20 protein-coding genes are annotated in these 18842 nt (G+C 63.4%); 14 read left to right on the top strand and 6 right to left on the bottom strand.

The features are described 5' to 3' along the window. Positions 1-2: 2 nt before the first annotated feature. The 11 genes from ubiB to CJD35_RS08805 all read left to right on the top strand — a co-directional run bounded on the left by ubiB (position 3) and on the right by CJD35_RS08805 (position 9542). Positions 3-1544 (top strand): 2-polyprenylphenol 6-hydroxylase, encoded by a 1542-nt coding sequence (gene ubiB, locus CJD35_RS08855; protein WP_017180990.1) that lies wholly within the window; start codon positions 3-5, stop codon positions 1542-1544. Next, positions 1541-1837: a nucleotidyltransferase family protein gene (locus tag CJD35_RS08850; RefSeq protein ID WP_017180989.1), complete on the top strand. Its 297-nt coding sequence runs from the start codon at positions 1541-1543 to the stop codon at positions 1835-1837. Before ubiB ends, CJD35_RS08850 begins: the two co-directional genes overlap by 4 nt. After that, positions 1837-2184 (top strand): HepT-like ribonuclease domain-containing protein, encoded by a 348-nt coding sequence (locus CJD35_RS08845; RefSeq protein WP_017180988.1) that lies wholly within the window; start codon positions 1837-1839, stop codon positions 2182-2184. The genes CJD35_RS08850 and CJD35_RS08845 overlap by 1 nt, the downstream gene beginning before the upstream one ends. Beyond that, positions 2181-3458 carry a bifunctional phosphopantothenoylcysteine decarboxylase/phosphopantothenate synthase gene (locus tag CJD35_RS08840; RefSeq protein ID WP_017180987.1) on the top strand — a complete coding sequence of 426 codons (1278 nt, stop codon included), beginning with the start codon at positions 2181-2183 and terminating at the stop codon, positions 3456-3458. The genes CJD35_RS08845 and CJD35_RS08840 overlap by 4 nt, the downstream gene beginning before the upstream one ends. Further along, positions 3433-3888, top strand: coding sequence for a dUTP diphosphatase (gene dut, locus CJD35_RS08835; RefSeq protein ID WP_017180986.1), 456 nt, complete (start codon positions 3433-3435; stop codon positions 3886-3888). Before CJD35_RS08840 ends, dut begins: the two co-directional genes overlap by 26 nt. A gap of 6 nt (positions 3889-3894) precedes the next feature. Further along, a complete protein-coding gene (locus tag CJD35_RS08830) occupies positions 3895-4374 on the top strand; it encodes a hypothetical protein (protein ID WP_095686991.1) in 480 nt (159 codons plus the stop codon). After that, complete coding sequence (locus tag CJD35_RS08825) at positions 4371-5138, top strand: HesA/MoeB/ThiF family protein (protein WP_086485924.1); 768 nt, start codon at positions 4371-4373, stop codon at positions 5136-5138. The genes CJD35_RS08830 and CJD35_RS08825 overlap by 4 nt, the downstream gene beginning before the upstream one ends. Next, positions 5126-5491, top strand: coding sequence for a DsrE family protein (locus tag CJD35_RS08820; protein ID WP_017184054.1), 366 nt, complete (start codon positions 5126-5128; stop codon positions 5489-5491). The genes CJD35_RS08825 and CJD35_RS08820 overlap by 13 nt, the downstream gene beginning before the upstream one ends. Before the next feature lie 102 nt (positions 5492-5593). Then, positions 5594-7582, top strand: a complete 1989-nt coding sequence (gene thrS / locus CJD35_RS08815) for a threonine--tRNA ligase (protein ID WP_017184053.1) — start codon at positions 5594-5596, stop codon at positions 7580-7582. Between the two features lie 129 nt (positions 7583-7711). Next, positions 7712-8245 carry a translation initiation factor IF-3 gene (gene infC, locus CJD35_RS08810; protein ID WP_019054534.1) on the top strand — a complete coding sequence of 178 codons (534 nt, stop codon included), beginning with the start codon at positions 7712-7714 and terminating at the stop codon, positions 8243-8245. A gap of 529 nt (positions 8246-8774) precedes the next feature. Then, the gene (locus tag CJD35_RS08805) at positions 8775-9542 is read left to right on the top strand and encodes a DUF3800 domain-containing protein (RefSeq protein ID WP_095686990.1); all 768 of its coding nucleotides are present in this window, start codon (positions 8775-8777) and stop codon (positions 9540-9542) included. A 140-nt stretch (positions 9543-9682) separates the two neighbouring features. Here CJD35_RS08805 and msrA read toward each other — a convergent pair whose 3' ends face one another. From msrA to pabB, 5 genes are all read right to left on the bottom strand, one after another. Beyond that, positions 9683-10354, bottom strand: a complete 672-nt coding sequence (gene msrA, locus CJD35_RS08800) for a peptide-methionine (S)-S-oxide reductase MsrA (RefSeq protein WP_017182608.1) — start codon at positions 10352-10354, stop codon at positions 9683-9685. Continuing rightward, entirely contained in the window at positions 10341-10493 is a 153-nt protein-coding gene (locus tag CJD35_RS22715; RefSeq protein ID WP_017182607.1) for a hypothetical protein, read from the bottom strand. Before CJD35_RS22715 ends, msrA begins: the two co-directional genes overlap by 14 nt. A gap of 357 nt (positions 10494-10850) precedes the next feature. Continuing rightward, positions 10851-12053: a pyridoxal phosphate-dependent aminotransferase gene (locus CJD35_RS08795; RefSeq protein WP_017182606.1), complete on the bottom strand. Its 1203-nt coding sequence runs from the start codon at positions 12051-12053 to the stop codon at positions 10851-10853. 127 nt (positions 12054-12180) lie between these two features. Continuing rightward, a complete protein-coding gene (locus CJD35_RS08790; protein ID WP_017182605.1) occupies positions 12181-12804 on the bottom strand; it encodes an aminotransferase class IV in 624 nt (207 codons plus the stop codon). A 33-nt stretch (positions 12805-12837) separates the two neighbouring features. After that, a complete protein-coding gene (gene pabB / locus CJD35_RS08785; RefSeq protein ID WP_017182604.1) occupies positions 12838-14013 on the bottom strand; it encodes an aminodeoxychorismate synthase component I in 1176 nt (391 codons plus the stop codon). Between the two features lie 94 nt (positions 14014-14107). Between pabB and CJD35_RS08780 the strand changes: the two genes are divergently transcribed. Then, positions 14108-14491: a DUF983 domain-containing protein gene (locus CJD35_RS08780; RefSeq protein WP_026002295.1), complete on the top strand. Its 384-nt coding sequence runs from the start codon at positions 14108-14110 to the stop codon at positions 14489-14491. A gap of 12 nt (positions 14492-14503) precedes the next feature. Here CJD35_RS08780 and CJD35_RS08775 read toward each other — a convergent pair whose 3' ends face one another. After that, positions 14504-14941 (bottom strand): acyl-CoA thioesterase, encoded by a 438-nt coding sequence (locus tag CJD35_RS08775; RefSeq protein WP_017182602.1) that lies wholly within the window; start codon positions 14939-14941, stop codon positions 14504-14506. 236 nt (positions 14942-15177) lie between these two features. On the opposite strand from CJD35_RS08775, the gene CJD35_RS08770 reads away from it, so the two are divergent. Together CJD35_RS08770 and CJD35_RS08765 are read left to right on the top strand one after the other, a co-directional pair. Continuing rightward, complete coding sequence (locus tag CJD35_RS08770; RefSeq protein ID WP_017182601.1) at positions 15178-17475, top strand: TonB-dependent receptor; 2298 nt, start codon at positions 15178-15180, stop codon at positions 17473-17475. 119 nt (positions 17476-17594) lie between these two features. Next, a complete protein-coding gene (locus tag CJD35_RS08765; RefSeq protein ID WP_017182600.1) occupies positions 17595-18836 on the top strand; it encodes a YceI family protein in 1242 nt (413 codons plus the stop codon). Positions 18837-18842 lie beyond the last annotated feature (6 nt).

Genomic DNA, 18842 nt, shown 5'->3' with positions numbered 1-18842 from the left:
GCATGACCGCCCACATCACCCATATCTGGCGGCTCCTGAAATGGGGCCGCACTTTGGCGCGTCATGGCGCGTTGCGCGGGATCGAGCACGATCCACTGACGCCCGCGCCCGTGAGGCGGCTGGTGCGGCTGGCGCGTTTCGGCGCGCGCGTGCCCAAACAGCCGCGCTATGCCGATGCGTTCCAGTCGATCGGCCCGGCTGCGATCAAGCTGGGCCAGACGCTGGCGACCCGCCCCGATCTGGTGGGGGAAGCCGCCGCGCTGGATCTGCTGCGCCTGCAGGACGCGCTGCCGCCGGTTCCCTTCGCCACGATCCGGGCCGAGATAGAGGCGAGTTTCGGCAAGCCGCTGGAGCAGATCTACGCTCGCTTCGATGAAGAGCCGGTCGGCGCGGCCTCCATCGCGCAGGTCCATCGCGCGCTGACCACCGACGGGCGCGACGTCGCGGTCAAGGTGATCCGGCCCGGCGTCATCGACCAGTTCAACCGCGACATACAGACCTATGAATGGGCGGCGGCTCATGTCGAACAACTGGGCGGCGAGATCGCCCGGCTGCGCCCGCGCCTGGTCATCGCCAATATGAAGCGCTGGACCGCGCGCGAACTGGACTTGCGGCGGGAAGCGGCCTCCGCCTCCGAACTGGCCGAAGCGATGGTTGCCGAACCGGGCTATCGCGTGCCCGCGATCGATTGGGACCGCACCACCGGCAAGGTCATGACGATGGCCTGGATCGACGGCATCAAGATTGCCGATCGCGAAGCGCTGATTGCGGCGGGGCATGACCTGCCCGCGCTGGCCGCGCGGCTGGTCAACGCCTTCCTGCGGCAGGCGATCGCGGAAGGATTCTTCCACGCCGACATGCATCAGGGCAATTTGTTCGTCTGTCCCGATGGCGACATCGTCGCGATCGATTTCGGCATCATGGGGCGGATCGACCGGCGCGCGCGCATGTGGCTGGCGGAGATTCTCTACGGGCTGATCACCGGCAATTACAAGCGCGTCGCGGAAATCCATTTCGAGGCGCAATATGTGCCCGCCCATCATAATATCGCCGAGTTCGCAACCGCCCTGCGCGCGGTGGGCGAACCGATGCGCGGCAAGCCGGTACGCGAATTGTCGGTCGGCGGGATGCTGGACGGCCTGTTCGCCATCACCCGCGATTTCGACATGCAGACCCAGCCGCACCTGCTGCTGCTGCAAAAGACGATGGTGATGGTCGAAGGCGTGGCAACCTCGCTCGATCCCGACATCAATCTGTGGGAAACCAGCGGCCCCTATGTGAAGAACTGGCTGCGCGACGAACTGGGGCCGGAGGCGAAGGTCGCCGACACGCTGATCGAAAATTGGCGCACGCTGCAACGCCTGCCCGGCCTCATCCGCAGGATCGAGGATGCTTTCCCGGAAAAAGGCGGCGCCCCACCCCCGCCGCCACTGACCGAAGTGAAGCTGATCCGCGTGGGCGGCGGCTGGCGCTACGCCCTGGTGGCGGTGCTGGCTGCGGCGGCTGGCGTCGGCGCGACATTGCTATTATCTTCATCGCTATGACCCGCGAGGAAGCCATTGCCCGGATCAAGCCGCATGAGGCCGAACTGCGCGCTGCGGGGATTACTTCGCTCGCCTTGTTCGGCTCCGTGGCGCGGGGCGATGCGCGCGCGGATTCAGACATTGATCTGATGTGCGAGATCGACAAGACGCGCGTTCATGACCTCCTTGATTTTATCGGCATACAGTTGCGGCTGAAAGATATTGTCGGTCAGCGGGTGGATCTGGTCCAGCAAGCGTTCATGCGCCCCCGGATAGCGCAAGATGCCGCCAAAGATCAAATTCGCGTGTTCTGATGCGGATAGCTGATCGTGATGCCAACCGGCTGGAACTCATCCTGCAATTGATCGCCGATATTGAGCGGCGGCTGGCGACGATGACGATCGAAATGTTCCTGGCCGATCGTGATGAACGCGATCTGACAGCTTATCGCCTCGCGACAATCGGTGAGGAAACAAGACAACTCTCTGACGCACTGAAGAATCGTCACGATCTGCCTTGGATTCAAATCTATGGAATGCGTAACGTCGTTTTCCATGATTATGTGAGCGTTGACCCTGATCTCATTTGGGGTGTTGCTAAAAGCCGCCTTGCAGCTCTTGAAGCCATGTGCCGCGCTGAACTGGATCAACACCCCTCATGACCCCTCGCATCCTCCTCATCATCTCCGGCGGCATCGCGGCCTATAAGTCGCTCGAACTCGTCCGCCTGCTGCGCAAGCGCGGGGTGAGCGTGCGGGCGGTGCTGACGGAGTCGGCGCAGCAATTCGTGACGCCCCTGTCGCTGGGGGTGCTGACCGAAAATCCGGTCTTTACCGACCTGTTCAACCTGAAGGACGAACAGGAAATCGGCCATATTCAATTGAGCCGACAGGCCGATCTGGTCGTGGTCGCGCCAGCAACCGCCAATATATTGGCCAAGATGGCGAACGGCATTGCCGATGACCTCGCCACCACCCTGTTGCTGGCGACTGACAAGCCGGTCCTGGCGGTGCCTGCCATGAATGTGCGGATGTGGCACCACCGCGCGACCCAGCGCAATCTGGAGCGGCTCCGGGCCGATGGCGTCCATATCATGACGCCAGACGATGGCGAGATGGCGTGCGGCGAATATGGCACCGGGCGACTGCCCGACCCTGAGCGGATCGTCGCGGAGATGGAGCGGCTGCTGGCCTTGCCCAAGCGGGACGATCCCCTGGCGGGGCAGCCGGATTTTGCGGCGGGCGCGCAGCGTGTCTCGACTGCGCTCGAAACGAATGGCGTTCATTTGGCCGGTCGCCATATCCTGATCACAGCCGGTCCCACGCACGAACCGATCGACCCGGTGCGCTACATCGCCAATCGATCGTCGGGAAAGCAGGGCTTTGCCATCGCCACAGCCGCCGCGCGGGCCGGTGCGCGCGTGACGCTGATCGCTGGCCCGGTCCATCTGCCCACGCCCGAAGGCGTCACCCGCATCGACGTGCAGACCGCGCGCGAGATGCTGAGCGCCGTCGAACAGGCGCTGCCCGCTGACGCCGCGATCATGGTCGCCGCCGTCGCCGACTGGCGCACTGCGGACGCCGCCGACCAGAAGCTGAAAAAGGATGGCTCCGGCCAGCCCACCCCGCTGGCGCTGGTCGAAAACCCGGACATTCTTGCGACGCTTGGCCGTCACGCACAGCGCCCCGTGCTGCTCATCGGCTTTGCCGCCGAAACCCAGAATATCGCGGGCCATGCGCAGGCCAAGCTGGCACGCAAGGGCGCGGACTGGATCGTCGCCAACGACGTGTCGGGCGATGTGATGGGCGGTGACGCCAACACGGTGCAGATCGTCACCACGTCCGGCATCGAAACCTGGCCTGCCCTGCCCAAGGGCGAGGTCGCAGGCAAATTAATCGCAAAGGTCGCCGATGTCCTCTCCCTTCGCTCCGATTGATATTCAGCTCAAGCGCCTGCCTCATGGCGCGGGCCTGCCGGTTCCTGCCTATGCCACCGCGCATGCGGCGGGCATGGACGTGGTGTCGGCGGAGGAACTGCTGCTGCCGCCGGGTGGGCGCCATGCCGTGGCCACGGGCTTTGCGATGGCAATTCCCGAAGGCTATGAGGTGCAGGTCCGCCCCCGCTCCGGCCTGGCGCTCAAGCATGGCATCAGCCTGCCCAACACGCCCGGCACCATCGACGCCGACTATCGCGGCGAATTGAAGATCATCCTCATCAATCTGGGCGATACCCCCTTCCCCATCCAGCGCGGCGACCGCATTGCCCAATTAGTCGTCGCCCCGGTCCAGCTTGCCAGCTTCACCGAGGTCGATATGCTGGATGACACCGCGCGGGGACAGGGCGGCTTTGGTTCGACAGGAGTGTGATACGCGATGACGATGCTGCTTTCGCTGATGCTGGCGACCACCCCGGTGGCCGATGCCCTGCCGCCAATGCCGCAGGATTTGACGAGCGTGCCCGTTATCGAGGGCTGGCTGGGGCGCAAGATTTCGCCGCGCTGGTCGGAAGATGTCGCCAAATTGTATCGGCGCGGCAAATGTCGTGGCGCGGTGCCCTATGAAGGGTCGAACCTGCTGGAGATCGACGTCCTGTTCCTGCTGTCGGAAGAGGGGAAGCCGCTGAAGATCGCGCCGGTCAACGCCAATTGCCCGGACGTCGAGAATTTCGTGAGCCGCCACATCCTCAACACTTTGGGCAATTCCTTCCGCACAAAGGGGCAGGTCGTGACAAAGCCTGTGACGGTGGACGGTCGCACCATCGGCACGGCCCGCGAAACCGCCGATGACAATCGCCCGGCAGGCCCGGTCTGGATGCGGTCGCAGGTGCGCTTCCTCTGGTCCGACGCGCCATGACGCTCAGCGACGACCAGCTCGACCGCTATGCCCGCCATATCGTGCTTAAGGAGATTGGCGGCGCGGGACAGGCTCGGCTGCTGTCGGCGGACGTCGCGGTGATCGGCGCGGGCGGCATTGGCAGCCCGGCGATCCTCTATCTCGCCGCCGCCGGTGTCGGCACCATCCGCGTGATCGACGATGACATGGTGGCGCTGTCCAACCTGCAACGGCAGGTGATGTTCGGTACACAGGATGTCGGCGCGCCCAAGGCGGAAGTCGCGATGGCGGCGGTTGCGCGACTGAACCCGGACGTCAAGCTGATCCCGATCAACGGGCGGATCGATGCGGACAATGCGGCGCTGATGCTGCGCGATGCGGACGTTGTGCTGGATGGCAGCGACAGTTTCACGACCCGACTGGCGGTCGCCGACGCCGCGCAACGGTTGCGCATACCGCTCGTCTCCGCCGCGGTCGGCCCGTTCGAGGGGCAGATCGCCACCTATCGCGGCTGGGAAGCGGACAAACCCTGCTATCGCTGCCTGGTCGGCGAAGCGCAGGATGTGCCGGAGCGCAATTGCGCCGAAACCGGCGTCATCGGCGCGCTGACCGGGGCGATGGGCAGCCTTGCCGCGCTGGAGGTGATCCGCGCCCTCGTGCCGTTCGGCGCCGACATGGCCGGGCGGCTGCTGATCGCTGACCTGCTTTCCATGCGTTTCCGCACGCTGGACGTTCCCAAAGATCCCGCCTGCCCGGCCTGCGCCGTGCAACTATGCGTCCCTTAAGGATTATCGTCACCACCGCTGACGCTGAACGGCTGCGCGGCGCGCTGATGCTGGCCAGTGCGCAGGCGGCGCTGGGCGGAGCGGCGGCGCTGTTCCTGCAACTCGACGCCGTCGCCCTGCTCCGCACCCCGATCATCGCGCCACAGGATGCCGCGCATCTGGCGGCGGGCCTGCCCGACCTCGCCACCGTCCTGACCGAGGCGCAGGCGCTGGGCGTCACGATCAGCGCCTGCCAGAGCGGACTGGCGCTGTGCGGCATAGCGGCGGACGCGCTGCCGCCCGGCGTCGATGTCGGCGGGCCTGTCGGCTTCATGCAGGCGACGGGTGATGAGGCACGGCTGCTTATCGCCTGACGCCTCCCCTTCCCTTGACAGGCCGGACCGCCCATTTATGGGGAAGTCGCGGCATTTGTGGCCGCGCCATGCTTTGCCTTTCAAGGAAATCCTGTGTCCGCCATGCTCAAAATCACTCTGCCCGACGGTAACGTGCGCGAAGTAGCGCCCGGTACTACCCCGGCGGATATTGCAGCGGCGATCGGACCGGGGCTGGCCAAGGCGGCGATTGCGGCGCGGGTGGATGGCGAATTGCGCGACATCAACCGCCCGCTGGAGCAGGACGCGACGCTGGCGCTGGTGACGGCCAAGGATGAGGCCGACGCGCTGGAACTGGCGCGGCATGATTTTGCCCATGTCCTGGCCGAAGCGGTGCAGGCGCTGTTCCCCGGCACGCAGATCACCTTTGGCCCGTCGACCGACGATGGCTTTTATTATGATTTCGCGCCCAACCCCGACCGTGGCCCTTTCACGGACGAGGATCTGCCCGCGATCGAGGCGAAAATGCGCGAGATTATCGCCGCCAACAAGCCGTTGCGCCGCGAAGTCATCGCCCGCGACACGCTGATCGCGCAATGGCAGGCGGCGGGCGAGACGTTCAAGGCGCAATGGGCCGCCGAACTGCCGCAGGGCGAGGAACTGACCGTCTATCATAGCGGCGACTCCTGGTATGACATGTGCCGTGGCCCGCATCTTGCCTCGACCGGACGGCTCGATCCGTCCGCCTTCAAGCTGACGCGCGTGTCGGGCGCTTATTGGCGCGGCGACCAGAACAATGCGATGCTCAGCCGCATCTACGGCACTGGCTGGCTCAACAAGAAGCAGCTGGCCGAACATCTGACGCGCCTCGAAGAAGCAGCCAAGCGCGACCATCGCAAGCTTGGCGCGGAGATGGACCTGTTCCACCTGCAACAGGAAGCGCATGGCAGCGTGTTCTGGCACCCCAAGGGCTATCTGATCTGGCGTCAGCTGGAAGCCTATATGCGCCGCGCGATCGACGATGCGGGCTATCGCGAGGTCAAGACGCCGCAGGTGATGGACGCGCGCCAGTGGGAAACGTCGGGCCATTGGGGCAAATATCGCGAAAATATGTTCGTCATCCCCGACGAAGTGCCCAACGTCGACGATGAAGGCCCGCTGGTGTCGGACGATGCCGACTGGATGGCGCTCAAACCCATGAACTGCCCGGCGCATGTGCTGATCTTCCGCCAGGGGATCAAAAGCTATCGCGACCTGCCGATGCGCCTGTACGAAAATGGCTGCTGCCACCGCAACGAGCCGCATGGCGCGCTGCACGGGCTGATGCGGGTGCGGCAATTCACCCAGGATGACGCGCATATCTTCTGCCGCGAGGACCAGATTGTCGAGGAAGTCCGCGCCTTCTGCGCGCTGGCCGACCGCATCTACAAGGATTTCGGCTTCACCTACTCGATCAAGCTGGCGCTGCGCCCCGAAAAGCGGTTCGGCAGCGAAGAGATGTGGGACAAGGCGGAGAATGAACTGCGCGCAGCCGTCGCCGCCGCGGGCCTCAACACGCCGGAGTTCGGCTGGGAGGAATTGCCGGGCGAAGGCGCTTTCTATGCGCCAAAGCTGGAATGGCACCTCACTGATGCGATCGGCCGGACCTGGCAGGTCGGCACGATCCAGTCGGACCGGGTGCTGCCCGAACGGCTCGACGCCTCTTATGTCGGCGAAGATGGCGAGCGCCATCGCCCCGTCATGCTCCACCGCGCCATTTTCGGCAGCTATGAACGCTTCATCGGCATTCTGATCGAACATTATGCCGGGCGCTTCCCGGCTTGGCTCGCGCCGGTGCAGGCCGTCGTCGCGACCATCGTGTCGGACGCGGACGATTATGCGGGCGAGGTGCTGGCGAAGCTGCGCGCGGCGGGCATCAGGGCCGAAGCGGACCTGCGCAACGAGAAGATCAATTACAAGGTGCGCGAACATAGCCTGGCCAAGGTGCCCAACCTGCTGGTCGTTGGCCGGCGCGAAGCGGAGGAAGGCAAGGTCGCGCTGCGCGTGCTGGGCAGCGAGGGGCAGAGCTTCCTTTCGCTCGATGAGGCGATTTCGCGCCTTGCAAATGAGGCCCGCGCACCCGATATGCTATAGAGGCTGCAAGGCCACAGGGTTCGTGATTCCTTGATTGAGGGTCGCGGACCCCTTTGCGCTTTGCCAAAAAGCCGCTAAGAGCCACTCGTTTTTGCAACGACCATAGGAGATACTGCTATACGTCCCCCGATGATGCGCCGCCCGCTGGCGCCGCCGCCGAAGTCCGGCCCTCGCTATAATGAATTCATCACCGTGCCCAAGGTGCGCGTGATCGATGATGAAGGCGAAAATCTGGGTGTGATGTTTACGCAGGAAGCGATCGAACAGGCGGCCGATGTTGGGCTGGACCTGGTCGAAGTATCGCCCAATGCCGACCCGCCGGTCTGCAAGTTTCTGGACATCGGCAAGTTCAAATACGAAGCCCAGAAAAAGGCGAATATCGCCCGCAAGACGCAAAAGACGCAGGAACTCAAAGAGATCAAGATGCGTCCGAACATCGACGATCATGATTATGATACGAAGATGAAGAAGGTGCATGACTTCATCGGCGACGGCGACAAGGTGAAGATCACCCTGCGCTTCCGTGGCCGCGAACTCAGCCACCAGCAACTCGGCATGGCCCTGCTCCAGCGCGTCGCGGAAAATGTCGCCGAAGTCGCCAAGGTCGAAGCCTATCCCCGCATGGAAGGCCGCCAGATGCTGATGGTGCTGGCCCCGAAATAAACGCGGGCTTCCGGGTTAAGAGATAGAGGGCGGTGCCGCGAGGCGCCGCCCTTTTTCGTTGCGGCTGGCGCTGATCCGGGTGGCCGGAAATAGGAAATGCAGGGCTTAACTTCGCATATTTCCCGGTAAATCGGACATAGGATTTCCTACATTTGTAATTTTATTATGGGCAAGGTTGACGTGTGGGCTGGCGGTGGAAAGAGCCGGGGTGACTTTATCAGAGGGGTGGGTTGTAGGACAGGCGTTGGGTGGAGGGTGGTTCGATGGGAGGGGCATTACCGCCTTGCGCCAATCTCAGCCGTTCAACTGCGATTTTGCCGTGCCTAGAAGCGGACATTCAAATGTTAAGCGGTTCTGGGACGAAACTGCCGACGGTCACCGCAATTGGCAGCGACCGGTTAGCTGGGAGCCGGCCATTTCTAGATCGGCGTGCGCGGTGAAATGGAGGGTCAAATTCGAGATTCTCATCATCGATATCGACTGATTTCGACAGGCTTGATAACTCGGCTTCCATGGGGAGTTTCAAGCATTGCTGACCATTTATCTTGACGATAGCGACGCCGACACTGGCGCTGTCATGACCATCGCAGGCTATCTTGCAGAGCAGGACGATTGGGCCAGATTCGAGGCCCACGCTGAAAAAGTGTGCCACGATTTTGATGTGGACGTGATCCATTGTCGCGAATTTGAAAAGAACAAGGGCTGCTTCAAGGGATGGTCCATTCCTCGGAAGACTGCCTTCATGCTGGCGATCCGCGATGCCATGTTGGGCACCGTACTTTGCGGCATCAGCCGCTCGATGCCCAAGGACTACTACAAGGCGCGCAAAGCCCAACTGCGCCTCAACCCCCAGATCGGCGCATATGGCTTCTGCTTCGGCACCATCGTGCATACGCTCTGCCACGGTAATGAGGTTGGGCTGATGGATCAGGTTAAAGCTGAAGGCGTGGCTTACAAGGTCGAGACGGGCCACAAAAATAACCCTGAGCTAGAAGCCTATATCCAAAGCGAGGTTGAGCACGGCAATTTAACCGCCGCGACGAGCATCGAATTTGTAGAAAAGACCAGTTGCCGCGCGATCCAAATTGCTGACCTTTACGCATTTTTCTCTCGTAAGAAGGCGAACAGATGGTTCAAATCCAAGGGCAAGCTCGCCTATTTCCCAGACGTGATTGACCTGCACATCCAACCGCTCATCCCGCACTTCAACGGACTGGTGGAAGAACCATACACTAGCGCAACGAACCTCCGAACCGGTGCTGAATTTCAGATCAAAGGCTTGGTGACAAATCTTTAGGCAGGACGCGTCCGTGTCGAACCCGACCGTCAAATCAGCATCACGTCTGACAATATCATCTTAAGGCACGCGAATGTCAGCCATCCCGTTTGCCTCGCTCCAAACCGGACATTCGCCTGCCGGCCACACCGAGCCATCGCTCAAGCCGACGGCTTGTCCCGATACAGCGCCGGGAACATCGCCTTGAACGCCGCCAGCTTGGGGGCGTCCCAGCGCAATATGTAGGGATGGCGCGGGTTTTTGCGCATGAAGTCCTGATGATAGGCGTCGGCGTCCTGAAAGCCGGTGAAGCGCTCCACCTTGGTCACTACCGGGTCGCGCCACAGGCCGGCCTTGTCCAGTTGCGCCAGATAGGCGGTCGCGGCCTTGGCCTGTTCGGCGTTCAGCGGAAAGAGCGCGCTGCGATATTGGGTGCCATGGTCCGGCCCCTGATAGTTGAGCGTCGTGGGATCGGCGATGACCGAGAAGAAGATGCGCAGCAGCGTGGCGTAGCTGACCTGCTTGGGGTCGTAGGTGACGCGGACGGCTTCGGCAAAGCCGGTGTCGCCGCCGCTGACCATGGCATAATCGACGCGGCGGTTGCGCGGGCCTCCGGCAAAGCCCGACTTGACGAGCTGGACGCCCTTCACATGGGAAAAGACGCCTTCGACGCCCCAATAGCAGCCGCCTGCGAATATCGCGGTTTCCAGGCTGCGGGTGGGCGCGGCGTCGATGGTGGCGACAGGGGCAAGGACCGGGCGCTCGGCGCGCACCGGGGACGCGACGGCGATCGCCGCGAAAATGGCAAGGGCGATGCCGTCAGCGCGCCGCATGATGGGCGCTGGTCGCGGCGATCGCCGGGGAACTGAGGATCGGTTGTTCATCGGGCTGGAGCATGACCATGCCGACCGCACCGATCGCAAACCCGCCCAGAAAGCGCAGGAATAAATCGGATTTCAAAAACGTCATCATGGCCTGTGCCTTTCTTATTCTTTGGTTTCGGCTGATCAGGCCGATCGGTTACATCCCCGTGCCTTGCCCCTTGCTGAATATCGCGCCGCGCGGGTGCGGCTTTCGACAGAGGCAAGAAACAGAACGACGAACGGAGAGTCGCCTTAAATCAGTTTCGTTATGCAACGCGGATATAGAGCGTTCCGCGCTGCCTGCAAGACGGCGCGGGTGGAAAAGGACCGTTTCCCTTTTCGTCACCCTGAACTTGTTTCAGGGTCCATCGCGCCAGATCAAGCGGCGGCTGGTGGGCACAATGGATGCTGAAACACGTTCAGCATGACGGTAGAAAGAAAGCGGAAAGTCCCGTGCCGGGGAGGTTTATTTCAGCGCGGCGCAGGCTTCCTGGATGCGGGTGCAGGCCTTTTTCAGCACCTCTTCCGACGTCGCATAGCTGATGCGGAAGGCGGGCGAGAGGCCGAAGGCCGCGCCATGGACGGCGGCGACCTTGGCCTCGTCCAGGAAATAGCCGATCAGCGTTTCGTCGCTGTCGATCGTCACCCCCTTGGGCGTCACCTTGCCGATCACGCCGCTGGCGTCGGGATAGACATAGAAAGCGCCTTCGGGCGTCGGGCAATCGAGGCCCGGCGCGTCATTGAGCATCGCGACGACCATGTCGCGGCGCTTCTTGAACGCGGCGTTGCGCTCTTCCAGAAAATCCTGCGGCCCGGTGAGCGCGGCGACGGCGGCGGCCTGGCTGATCGAGCAGGGATTGCTGGTCGACTGCGATTGCAGCTTGCCCATCGCCTTGATGATCCATTCGGGGCCACCGGCAAAACCGATGCGCCAGCCGGTCATCGAGAAAGCCTTGGAACAGCCATTGACCGTCAGCGTGCGGTCATACAGTTCCGGGCAGACCTGCGCGATGGTGGCGAAGGGGGTCGTCGCGTACCAGACATGCTCATACATATCGTCGGTCATGATGAGGACATGGGGATGGCGCAGCAGCACGTCCGCCAGTTCCTTCAGCTCCGCCGCCGAATAGGCCGCGCCGGAGGGGTTGGACGGCGAATTGAGCATCACCCATTTGGTGCGCGGGGTGATCGCCGCTTCCAGCTGGGCGGCGGTGATCTTGTAGCCCTGGCTCGCCGGCCCCTCGATGAATACCGGCGTGCCGCCAGCGAAATTGACGATGTCGGGATAGCTCACCCAATAAGGCGCCGGGATGATGACTTCATCGCCCGCGTCCACGGTGGCGACCAGCGCGTTGAACAAGGTGTGCTTGCCGCCGGAATTGACCGTGATCTGGCTGCGCTTGTAGGTCAGGCCATTGTCGCGCTGAAACTTGAACATCACCGCTTCCTTGACGTCGGCGGTGCCGTCCACGTCGGTATAGCGGGTCAGGTTGTTGCGAATGGCGGCAATGCCCGCTTCCTTGACGAAATCGGGCGTGTCGAAATCCGGCTCCCCGGCCGACAGGCCAATCACGTCCACGCCCTGCGCCTTGAGCGCATTCACACGCGCGCTCATGGCGAGCGTGGCGGACGGCTGGATACGACCAAGGGCGGCGGAAGTCTGGCTCATGACAACAATCTTTCGAAAGAATCCCCAACGCCCGCAACATTAGCGGACGCGGCGGTCCTTAGTGCGCAACGGACGCAGGGGCAACCGGCCAGTTACCGCTTCCTGGCTTTACGGCAGAATGATGTGGCTAATGCGCCAGTGTCGCGGCGACCATGCCGCGCGCGGCATTGCCGATGAAGAAGCCATCGTCGAGATCTTGCGGGCGAAGATCGGCCTCCACCGCCTCGCCCATGTCGATCAGGCTCTGGCGCAGGATGCCGGGCAGCAACCCGCGCGATCGCGGCGGGGTGAGCAATTTGTCGCCCCGCTCGACAAAGATCGAGGAGAAGCAGCATTCGGTGAGATAGCCCTGCGCATCGATCAGCGCGACTTCATAGGTGCCGCCGCGTTGCAGCGCATCGCGGTAGAGCGAACGGTCGGTGGTCTTGTGCAGCAGGCGCAGGTCGTCGGCGGGCGCATGGCGCGGTACGACCTTGACCGGCACGATCGCGCCCGGCCAGGCGATCCGGTCGCGCACCTCGATCGCCACTGCCCCGCCGCGCGACACCATCAGCCGCACCCGGCTATGGTCGCGCAGGCGGAAGGTCGCGGCCTGCAATTCGTTGCGCACGCCATGGCGATCGAAGGCGAAGCCAAGCGCATCGGCGCTCGCCTTCAACCGGGCAAGGTGCAGCTCCAGCAACCTGATGCCTTCGAGCGGGTCGAAGGCCATGGTTTCGAGCAGATCATAGCGTCCATCAGCCAGTGACATTCGAGCTATTCCAAACCTTTGGCGGCCAATATGTCAAGCGCCCGCAAGAAACCGCCCCTTGGCCAGACATTCCGCCCACTCAGAGCCAGCCTCTGAATCGACCACCAGACCGGAGCCAAGCCCCAGCCGCCCGACGCCCGCGCCCTCATCGATCGTCAGCGTGCGGATCGCGACGTTGAAGGCGGCGTCGCCATCCGGGTCGATCCAGCCCATCGATCCGGTATAGACGCCGCGTGCATGGGGTTCGAGCGCGTCGAGTATCTCCATCGCCCGCACCTTGGGCGCGCCGGTGATCGATCCGCAGGGGAACAGCACCCGCAGCACATCGACCGGCGACAGGCCGGGCAGGATGCGCGCACGCACGGTCGACACGAGCTGATGGACGGTCGGATAGCTTTCCACCTTGAACAGGTCCGGCACGGTCACGCTGCCCGCGCGCGACACCCGCGACAGATCGTTGCGCAGCAGGTCGACGATCATCAGATTTTCCGCGCGCTGCTTGGCGTCGCTTTGCAGCCATTGTGCCAGCGCCGTATCCTGTTGCGGATCGGCATGGCGCGTGGCGGTGCCCTTCATTGGGCGCGCGGTCAGTTGGCCGCGCACCAGCGTGAAAAAGAGTTCGGGCGAGAAGGACAGCAACGCCTGCCCCCCGGTGCGGATCACCCCGCCATAGCCCGCCGCCGCGCGGGGCCGGACCGCGGCATAGAGCGCCATCGGATCGCCGCTCACCCTGGTTTCGCAGGGGAAGGTCAGGTTCGCCTGATAAATGTCGCCCGCGCGAATATAGTCCTGCACCGCGTCGAACGCCGCACGATATTCGGCTTCGTCGATCAGCGGGCGGGGCGGCGTCACGCTGGCCCCGGCGGGATCGGGCAGCAGGTCGGGCAGCGTCCCCGGCGCGATCAGCCGGACGCCTTCGAACAGGCCGAACCACAGCAACGGCGCGGCACCGCCCTTCACCTCTGCGCGAGCGGCGACCGGCGCGAGCCTGTCTTCCAGCGCCAGCCCCGCTTCATAGGTCATATAGCCCGCGACATGCAGGCCATTTTCCCGCGCGTCGGCCAGCCGGTCGAGCGCGGGCTGGACCTCCTCCATGCGATGGGCTGCAATGATGCCGACCGGATCGCGATAGAGCCGCGCCGGGGCTGCGCCGCGCACGCGCGCATCGTCGAACAGGGCAAAGATTTCGGACGGACCGGGGAGACGCATGGCGGCTTATTAACAGGCTTTTGCGCAGGCGAAAGGGTCAGTAAGGGAATATGCCATGTTGCGCAGCATCGCCGCAGCTACTACCTCAGCGCCCATGCCCGACCAGACACCCGAAGCCGCACCCGATCGCCCGCTCGCCGCCGCCATCGGCCTGGCGCTGCGCGGGCGCTGCCCGGCCTGTGGCGAGGGACGGATGTTTGCCCGCTTCCTCAAGCCCACATCCGCCTGCGCCCATTGCGGCCAGCGCTGGGACAGGCATCAGGCCGACGATTTCCCATCCTATATCGTCATCCTGCTGCTGGGCCATATATTGGTCCCGCTGATGATAGAGGTAAACCGCGCGCTCGACATTCCGCTGGGATGGCAGGCCGCGATCTGGCCTGGCCTGGCGCTGCTGCTGGCCGTGGCGATGATCCAGCCGGTCAAGGGCGCGGTGATCGCCTTTCAATGGTCCCGGCGGATGCACGGATTTGGGTGAATAAACCCCGCGTCACGCCGGTCGGCGGATGAAATTCAGTTCCATCGCTTCGCGCAGCGTCTCGTCAATCTCGCGTCGTCCTTCGGCCCCATGGGTGACGACGGTGGTGTCGCAGGTGGCGACGCACACGCCCTTCTGAAACCCGGCCGAACTGATCGTCCAGCTGGTGCGGCCGATATGGCCGATCGCGCAATGGACGTCGAACGGATAGGGGAAATGCGATTCCTCGATGAAATTGAGATTCACGTTCGCCACCATCCAGCGCACGCCCTGTTCCTGCGGATGGCGACCCATATGATGGTGGAAACGGATACGCGCGGTCTCGAATATGCCGGAGATCGCCACATTGTTGATGTGGCCCATCGTATCGAGATCCTGAAAGCGGGAATCGATGCTGGTCACGAAGCGATAGGCTTCGGGACTGAAACGCCAGGATTCGGGTTTGGCCATGTCCTGCTTTCCAATAAAATAGGGATGGTCATGCCATAGCCGTCATGGCCAGTGATGCAATCACGCCAGCGAAAATGGCGCGACTGCGACCTTTATGACACAATCCATATCAAGATACGCATCACAGGAATGTCATGCAGGCGACGCCAATTCGTCAAGCTCCTCTCATTGCAGTGCAACATCACGCGCCTACGGCCCCGAACCAAGCCGATTACGGTTCTTGAAGGGGAAAATTCATGCGTCCTGCCACTGCCCTGCTGCTCGCCTCCACCATGCTGGCGGCTACGCCCGCCTTTGCCCAGACGGCTGCGCCCGCCGCCGATGCTGCACCCGACGAAGCGACGATCGTCGTCTTTGGTCGCGGCGAAACCCGTCAGGTGCAGGAAATCAAGGCGCAGGAGATTGTCGTGCTGACGCCGGGCACCAATCCGCTCAAGGCGATTGAAAAGCTGCCCAGCGTCAATTTCCAGTCCGCCGACCCGTTCGGCAATTATGAATGGTCGCAGCGCGTCACCATCCGCAGCTTCAACCAGAACCAGCTTGGCTTTACCTTCGACGGCATTCCGCTGGGCGACATGAGCTATGGCAATCATAACGGCCTGCACATCACCCGCGCGATCAGCAGCGAAAATATCGGCAGCGTCCGCGTGTCGCAGGGTGCCGGTTCGCTCGGCACGCAGGCGACCGGCAATCTGGGCGGCACGGTCGAGACATTCTCGGCCGATCCGACCGGCGAGATGGGCGCACAGGGCAATCTGACCTATGGCAGCAACGACACGGTCCGCGCTTTTGCCCGCCTCAATCTGGGGACCAGGGACGGCGTACGCGGCTATGTGTCCTACGGCTATGGATCGACCGACAAATATAAGGGCCAGGGCAAGCAGGACCAGCATATGGGCAATGCCAAGGTGATCGTGCCCATAGGCGAGGCCAAGATTGACGGCTGGCTGAGCTATTCCGACCGGCGCGAGCAGGATTATCAGGACATGTCGATGGGCATGATCAATCGGCTGGGCTGGGACTGGGACAACACCTTTCCCGACTATGCCCGCGCGATCGACTATGCCAGCCGCCTGAACGACGTGGATCTGGTCAGCAACAGCGGCGGATCGCCCTTCCCCGATGGCCGTTTCGACTATAGCGGCGCGTCCGTCGCCACTGGCCAGACCTATCCGGGCAATGTGACCAGCGCCGACGACGCCTATTATGACGCGGCGGGCCTGCGCAAGGACTGGCTGGGCGCGATCGGCCTCAACACGCCGCTGGGCGAGAAGGCGACGCTGAACCTCAAGGGCTATTATCACAATAATAGCGGCATGGGCCTGTGGGCGACCCCCTATGTGCCCAGCCCCAACGGCGTCCCCATGTCGGTGCGGACCACCGAATATAAGATGGACCGCATCGGCGCGTTCGGCAGCGTCGATTTCACCATCGGCAGCCAGAATCTGAACGTCGGCGCATGGTATGAAAATAACAAGTTCAACCAGGCCCGCCGCTTCTACGCCTTCTCCAGCCGCACCGAACCGGGCCTGTCCTTCCGCGACTATCCGAAGAATCCCTTCTTCACCCAGTGGGAGTTCGATTTCACCACCGATACGTTCCAATATCATGTGCAGGACAAGATCGACCTTGGCATGGTGACGATCAATCTGGGGTGGAAGGGCTTTTCGGTCACCAACAAGGCGGAGGCGGTCGTTCAGGCCAGCTTCCCGCAGGGCAAGATCAAGGCGCAGGACTGGTTCCAGCCCACCGCCGGTTTCGTCGTGAAGGTCAGCCCCGACGCGGAAGTCTTTGGCGGCTTCAGCCAGTCGACCCGCGCCTTTGCCAGCGCCACGACCACCGGCCCCTTTTCGACCAATCAGGCCGGGTTCGACGCGATCAGGAATAATCTGAAACCCGAAGAGTCGGACACCTACGAACTCGGCCTGCGCTACAACACGCCGGTCTTCAACGGCACGCTGGGTGCCTATCTGGTCAACTTCCGCAACCGCCTGCTGGCAGTGCAGGTCGGATCGGCGATCCAGGGCAACCCCTCGGCGCTCCAGAATGTCGGCGGCGTCCGCGCCGTCGGCGTCGAAGCGGCGGGCAATCTGACGCTGGGCAGCGGCTTCAGCCTCTACGCCAGCTACAGCTACACCGACGCGACCTATCGCGACGATGTCGTGAACGGCAATGGCGATCTTGTCGCGGCGATCAAGGACAAGACCGTGGTGGACAGCCCCAAGCATATGGCGCGCGGCGAATTCAACTTCGACGATGGCCAGCGCTTCTTCCGTGTCGGCCTCAACTATATGTCGCGCCGCTACTATAGCTACACCAATGACGCTTCGGTCCCCGGCCGCCTGATCGTCGACGCCTCGCTTGGCTATCGCTTCACCGACAAGGTGGAAGTGCAGCTGAACGCCACCAATCTGTTCGACAAGCGCTATGTCGGCACGATCGGATCGGGCGGCTTTGGCAATAGCGGCGATGCCCAGACCCTGCTGGTCGGTGCGCCCCAGCAATTCTTCGCCACGCTGAAGGCCGACTTCTGATCTGAAAAAGGCCGCGCCTATCCGCGGTCATGGGCAACGCAGCGTTTCCCGGCAGGGCAATGGACTTCATGACGCGCGGGGCATAGCTTCGCCGTCAGGTCCATCCTGCCGGGGGTTTCATGCCACGCTACAGCCTTGTCGCCATCATCCTGCACTGGGCGATCGCGGCCCTGCTCGCTTTCCAGATCAGCGTCGGCTGGGCGCTGGAGGATCTGGGCGCGCGGGGCTTTGCCCTGTACCAATGGCACAAGTCGGTCGGCATCACGATATTGGGGCTGACCCTGCTGCGGATCGTGGTGCGCTACTGGAAGCCGCGCCCGGCAAAGCTGGAGGGCGGCTGGCAGGGCGCGCTGGCGTCGGGCGTGCATTTTGGTCTCTACGCCTTCATGCTGGGGGCGCCGCTGAGCGGCTGGGCGCTGGTATCGACCGCCAAGGTGAAGGTGCCGACCCTGCTGTTCGGCGTCCTGCCCCTGCCCCATCTGCCATTGCCCGCAAGCGCGCATGAACTGGCGGAGGGCGGCCATGGCCTGATCGCCTGGCTGGGCATCGCGCTGTTCCTGCTCCATGTCGCGGGGGCGCTGCGCCATCATTTCCTGATCCGCGACGGGCTGATCTGGCGGATGATACCGGGCCGGTCGACCGCGCTGCTGATCATCCTGCCCGCGCTGATGCTGCTGGGTCTGGTCGTCGGCAAGGCGATCCTGCCCGCGCCAGCGGCCAAGGTCGCCGCCCCGGTCGCAGCATCCGAGGCGTCGCAAGCCCCCGCCGCATCGGAAAACATCGCCGAACCAGCCAACATCGCCGCGCCCGCACCCGACATCGCCGCCGCCAACGTCACCGAGGCCGCCCCGGAAGCGCCCCCCGCCCCGCCGCCTGCCTGGACCGTGCAGCCGGGCGGCACGATCGGCTTTTCCGTCGGCAATGATGGCCAGACGATCAGCGGCAGCTTTGCCAAATGGACCGCCGCGATCGTCATGGACCCGGACCATCCCGAAACCGCCGACATCAAGGTGACGATCGACATGGCCAGCGCCAGCGTGGGCGATGCCTATCAGGACGGGATGCTGCCGGGGGACGAATTTTTCGCGGTGGCCGCCCACCCCATCGCAACCTTCACCGCGAAGGGCGCGGAGAAGAGCGGCGCGAACGCCTATCGCGCCACCGGCACGCTCAGCCTCAAAGGCGTCGCCAAGCCCCAGACCATCCGCTTCACCCTGTCGGGCGACGGCGCGACCCGCAAGGTCAGCGGCACCGCGACCATCGCCCGCGCCGCCTTTGGCGTGGGCAATGGCGAGAGCAGCGGCGGACTGGCCCCCCAGGTGGCGCTGACCTTCGCCTTCACGGCGAAGCGAAAGGATTGAGGCACA

Source organism: Sphingobium xenophagum, assembly GCF_002288285.1.
In the GTDB taxonomy this organism is placed as follows: domain Bacteria; phylum Pseudomonadota; class Alphaproteobacteria; order Sphingomonadales; family Sphingomonadaceae; genus Sphingobium; species Sphingobium xenophagum.
Note: the sequence above shows the minus strand (reverse complement) of the source record. Positions and strands in the feature narration are given on the sequence as shown.

What these genes read in the sequence shown, in the direction of transcription:
- CJD35_RS08850 (WP_017180989.1), top strand. Translation starts at nt 1,541, where the DNA reads ATGACCCGCGAGGAAGCCATTGCCCGGATCAAGCCGCATGAGGCCGAA.
- CJD35_RS08840 (WP_017180987.1), top strand. Translation starts at nt 2,181, where the DNA reads ATGACCCCTCGCATCCTCCTCATCATCTCCGGCGGCATCGCGGCCTAT.
- pabB (WP_017182604.1), bottom strand. Translation starts at nt 14,013, where the DNA reads ATGCGTCTCCCCGGTCCGTCCGAAATCTTTGCCCTGTTCGACGATGCG.
- infC (WP_019054534.1), top strand. Translation starts at nt 7,712, where the DNA reads ATGATGCGCCGCCCGCTGGCGCCGCCGCCGAAGTCCGGCCCTCGCTAT.
- msrA (WP_017182608.1), bottom strand. Translation starts at nt 10,354, where the DNA reads ATGCGGCGCGCTGACGGCATCGCCCTTGCCATTTTCGCGGCGATCGCC.
- thrS (WP_017184053.1), top strand. Translation starts at nt 5,594, where the DNA reads ATGCTCAAAATCACTCTGCCCGACGGTAACGTGCGCGAAGTAGCGCCC.
- CJD35_RS08795 (WP_017182606.1), bottom strand. Translation starts at nt 12,053, where the DNA reads ATGAGCCAGACTTCCGCCGCCCTTGGTCGTATCCAGCCGTCCGCCACG.
- CJD35_RS08825 (WP_086485924.1), top strand. Translation starts at nt 4,371, where the DNA reads ATGACGCTCAGCGACGACCAGCTCGACCGCTATGCCCGCCATATCGTG.
- ubiB (WP_017180990.1), top strand. Translation starts at nt 3, where the DNA reads ATGACCGCCCACATCACCCATATCTGGCGGCTCCTGAAATGGGGCCGC.
- CJD35_RS08845 (WP_017180988.1), top strand. Translation starts at nt 1,837, where the DNA reads ATGCGGATAGCTGATCGTGATGCCAACCGGCTGGAACTCATCCTGCAA.
- CJD35_RS08790 (WP_017182605.1), bottom strand. Translation starts at nt 12,804, where the DNA reads ATGTCACTGGCTGATGGACGCTATGATCTGCTCGAAACCATGGCCTTC.
- CJD35_RS08780 (WP_026002295.1), top strand. Translation starts at nt 14,108, where the DNA reads ATGCCCGACCAGACACCCGAAGCCGCACCCGATCGCCCGCTCGCCGCC.
- CJD35_RS08820 (WP_017184054.1), top strand. Translation starts at nt 5,126, where the DNA reads ATGCGTCCCTTAAGGATTATCGTCACCACCGCTGACGCTGAACGGCTG.
- CJD35_RS08775 (WP_017182602.1), bottom strand. Translation starts at nt 14,941, where the DNA reads ATGGCCAAACCCGAATCCTGGCGTTTCAGTCCCGAAGCCTATCGCTTC.
- CJD35_RS08765 (WP_017182600.1), top strand. Translation starts at nt 17,595, where the DNA reads ATGCCACGCTACAGCCTTGTCGCCATCATCCTGCACTGGGCGATCGCG.
- dut (WP_017180986.1), top strand. Translation starts at nt 3,433, where the DNA reads ATGTCCTCTCCCTTCGCTCCGATTGATATTCAGCTCAAGCGCCTGCCT.
- CJD35_RS22715 (WP_017182607.1), bottom strand. Translation starts at nt 10,493, where the DNA reads ATGATGACGTTTTTGAAATCCGATTTATTCCTGCGCTTTCTGGGCGGG.
- CJD35_RS08830 (WP_095686991.1), top strand. Translation starts at nt 3,895, where the DNA reads ATGACGATGCTGCTTTCGCTGATGCTGGCGACCACCCCGGTGGCCGAT.
- CJD35_RS08770 (WP_017182601.1), top strand. Translation starts at nt 15,178, where the DNA reads ATGCGTCCTGCCACTGCCCTGCTGCTCGCCTCCACCATGCTGGCGGCT.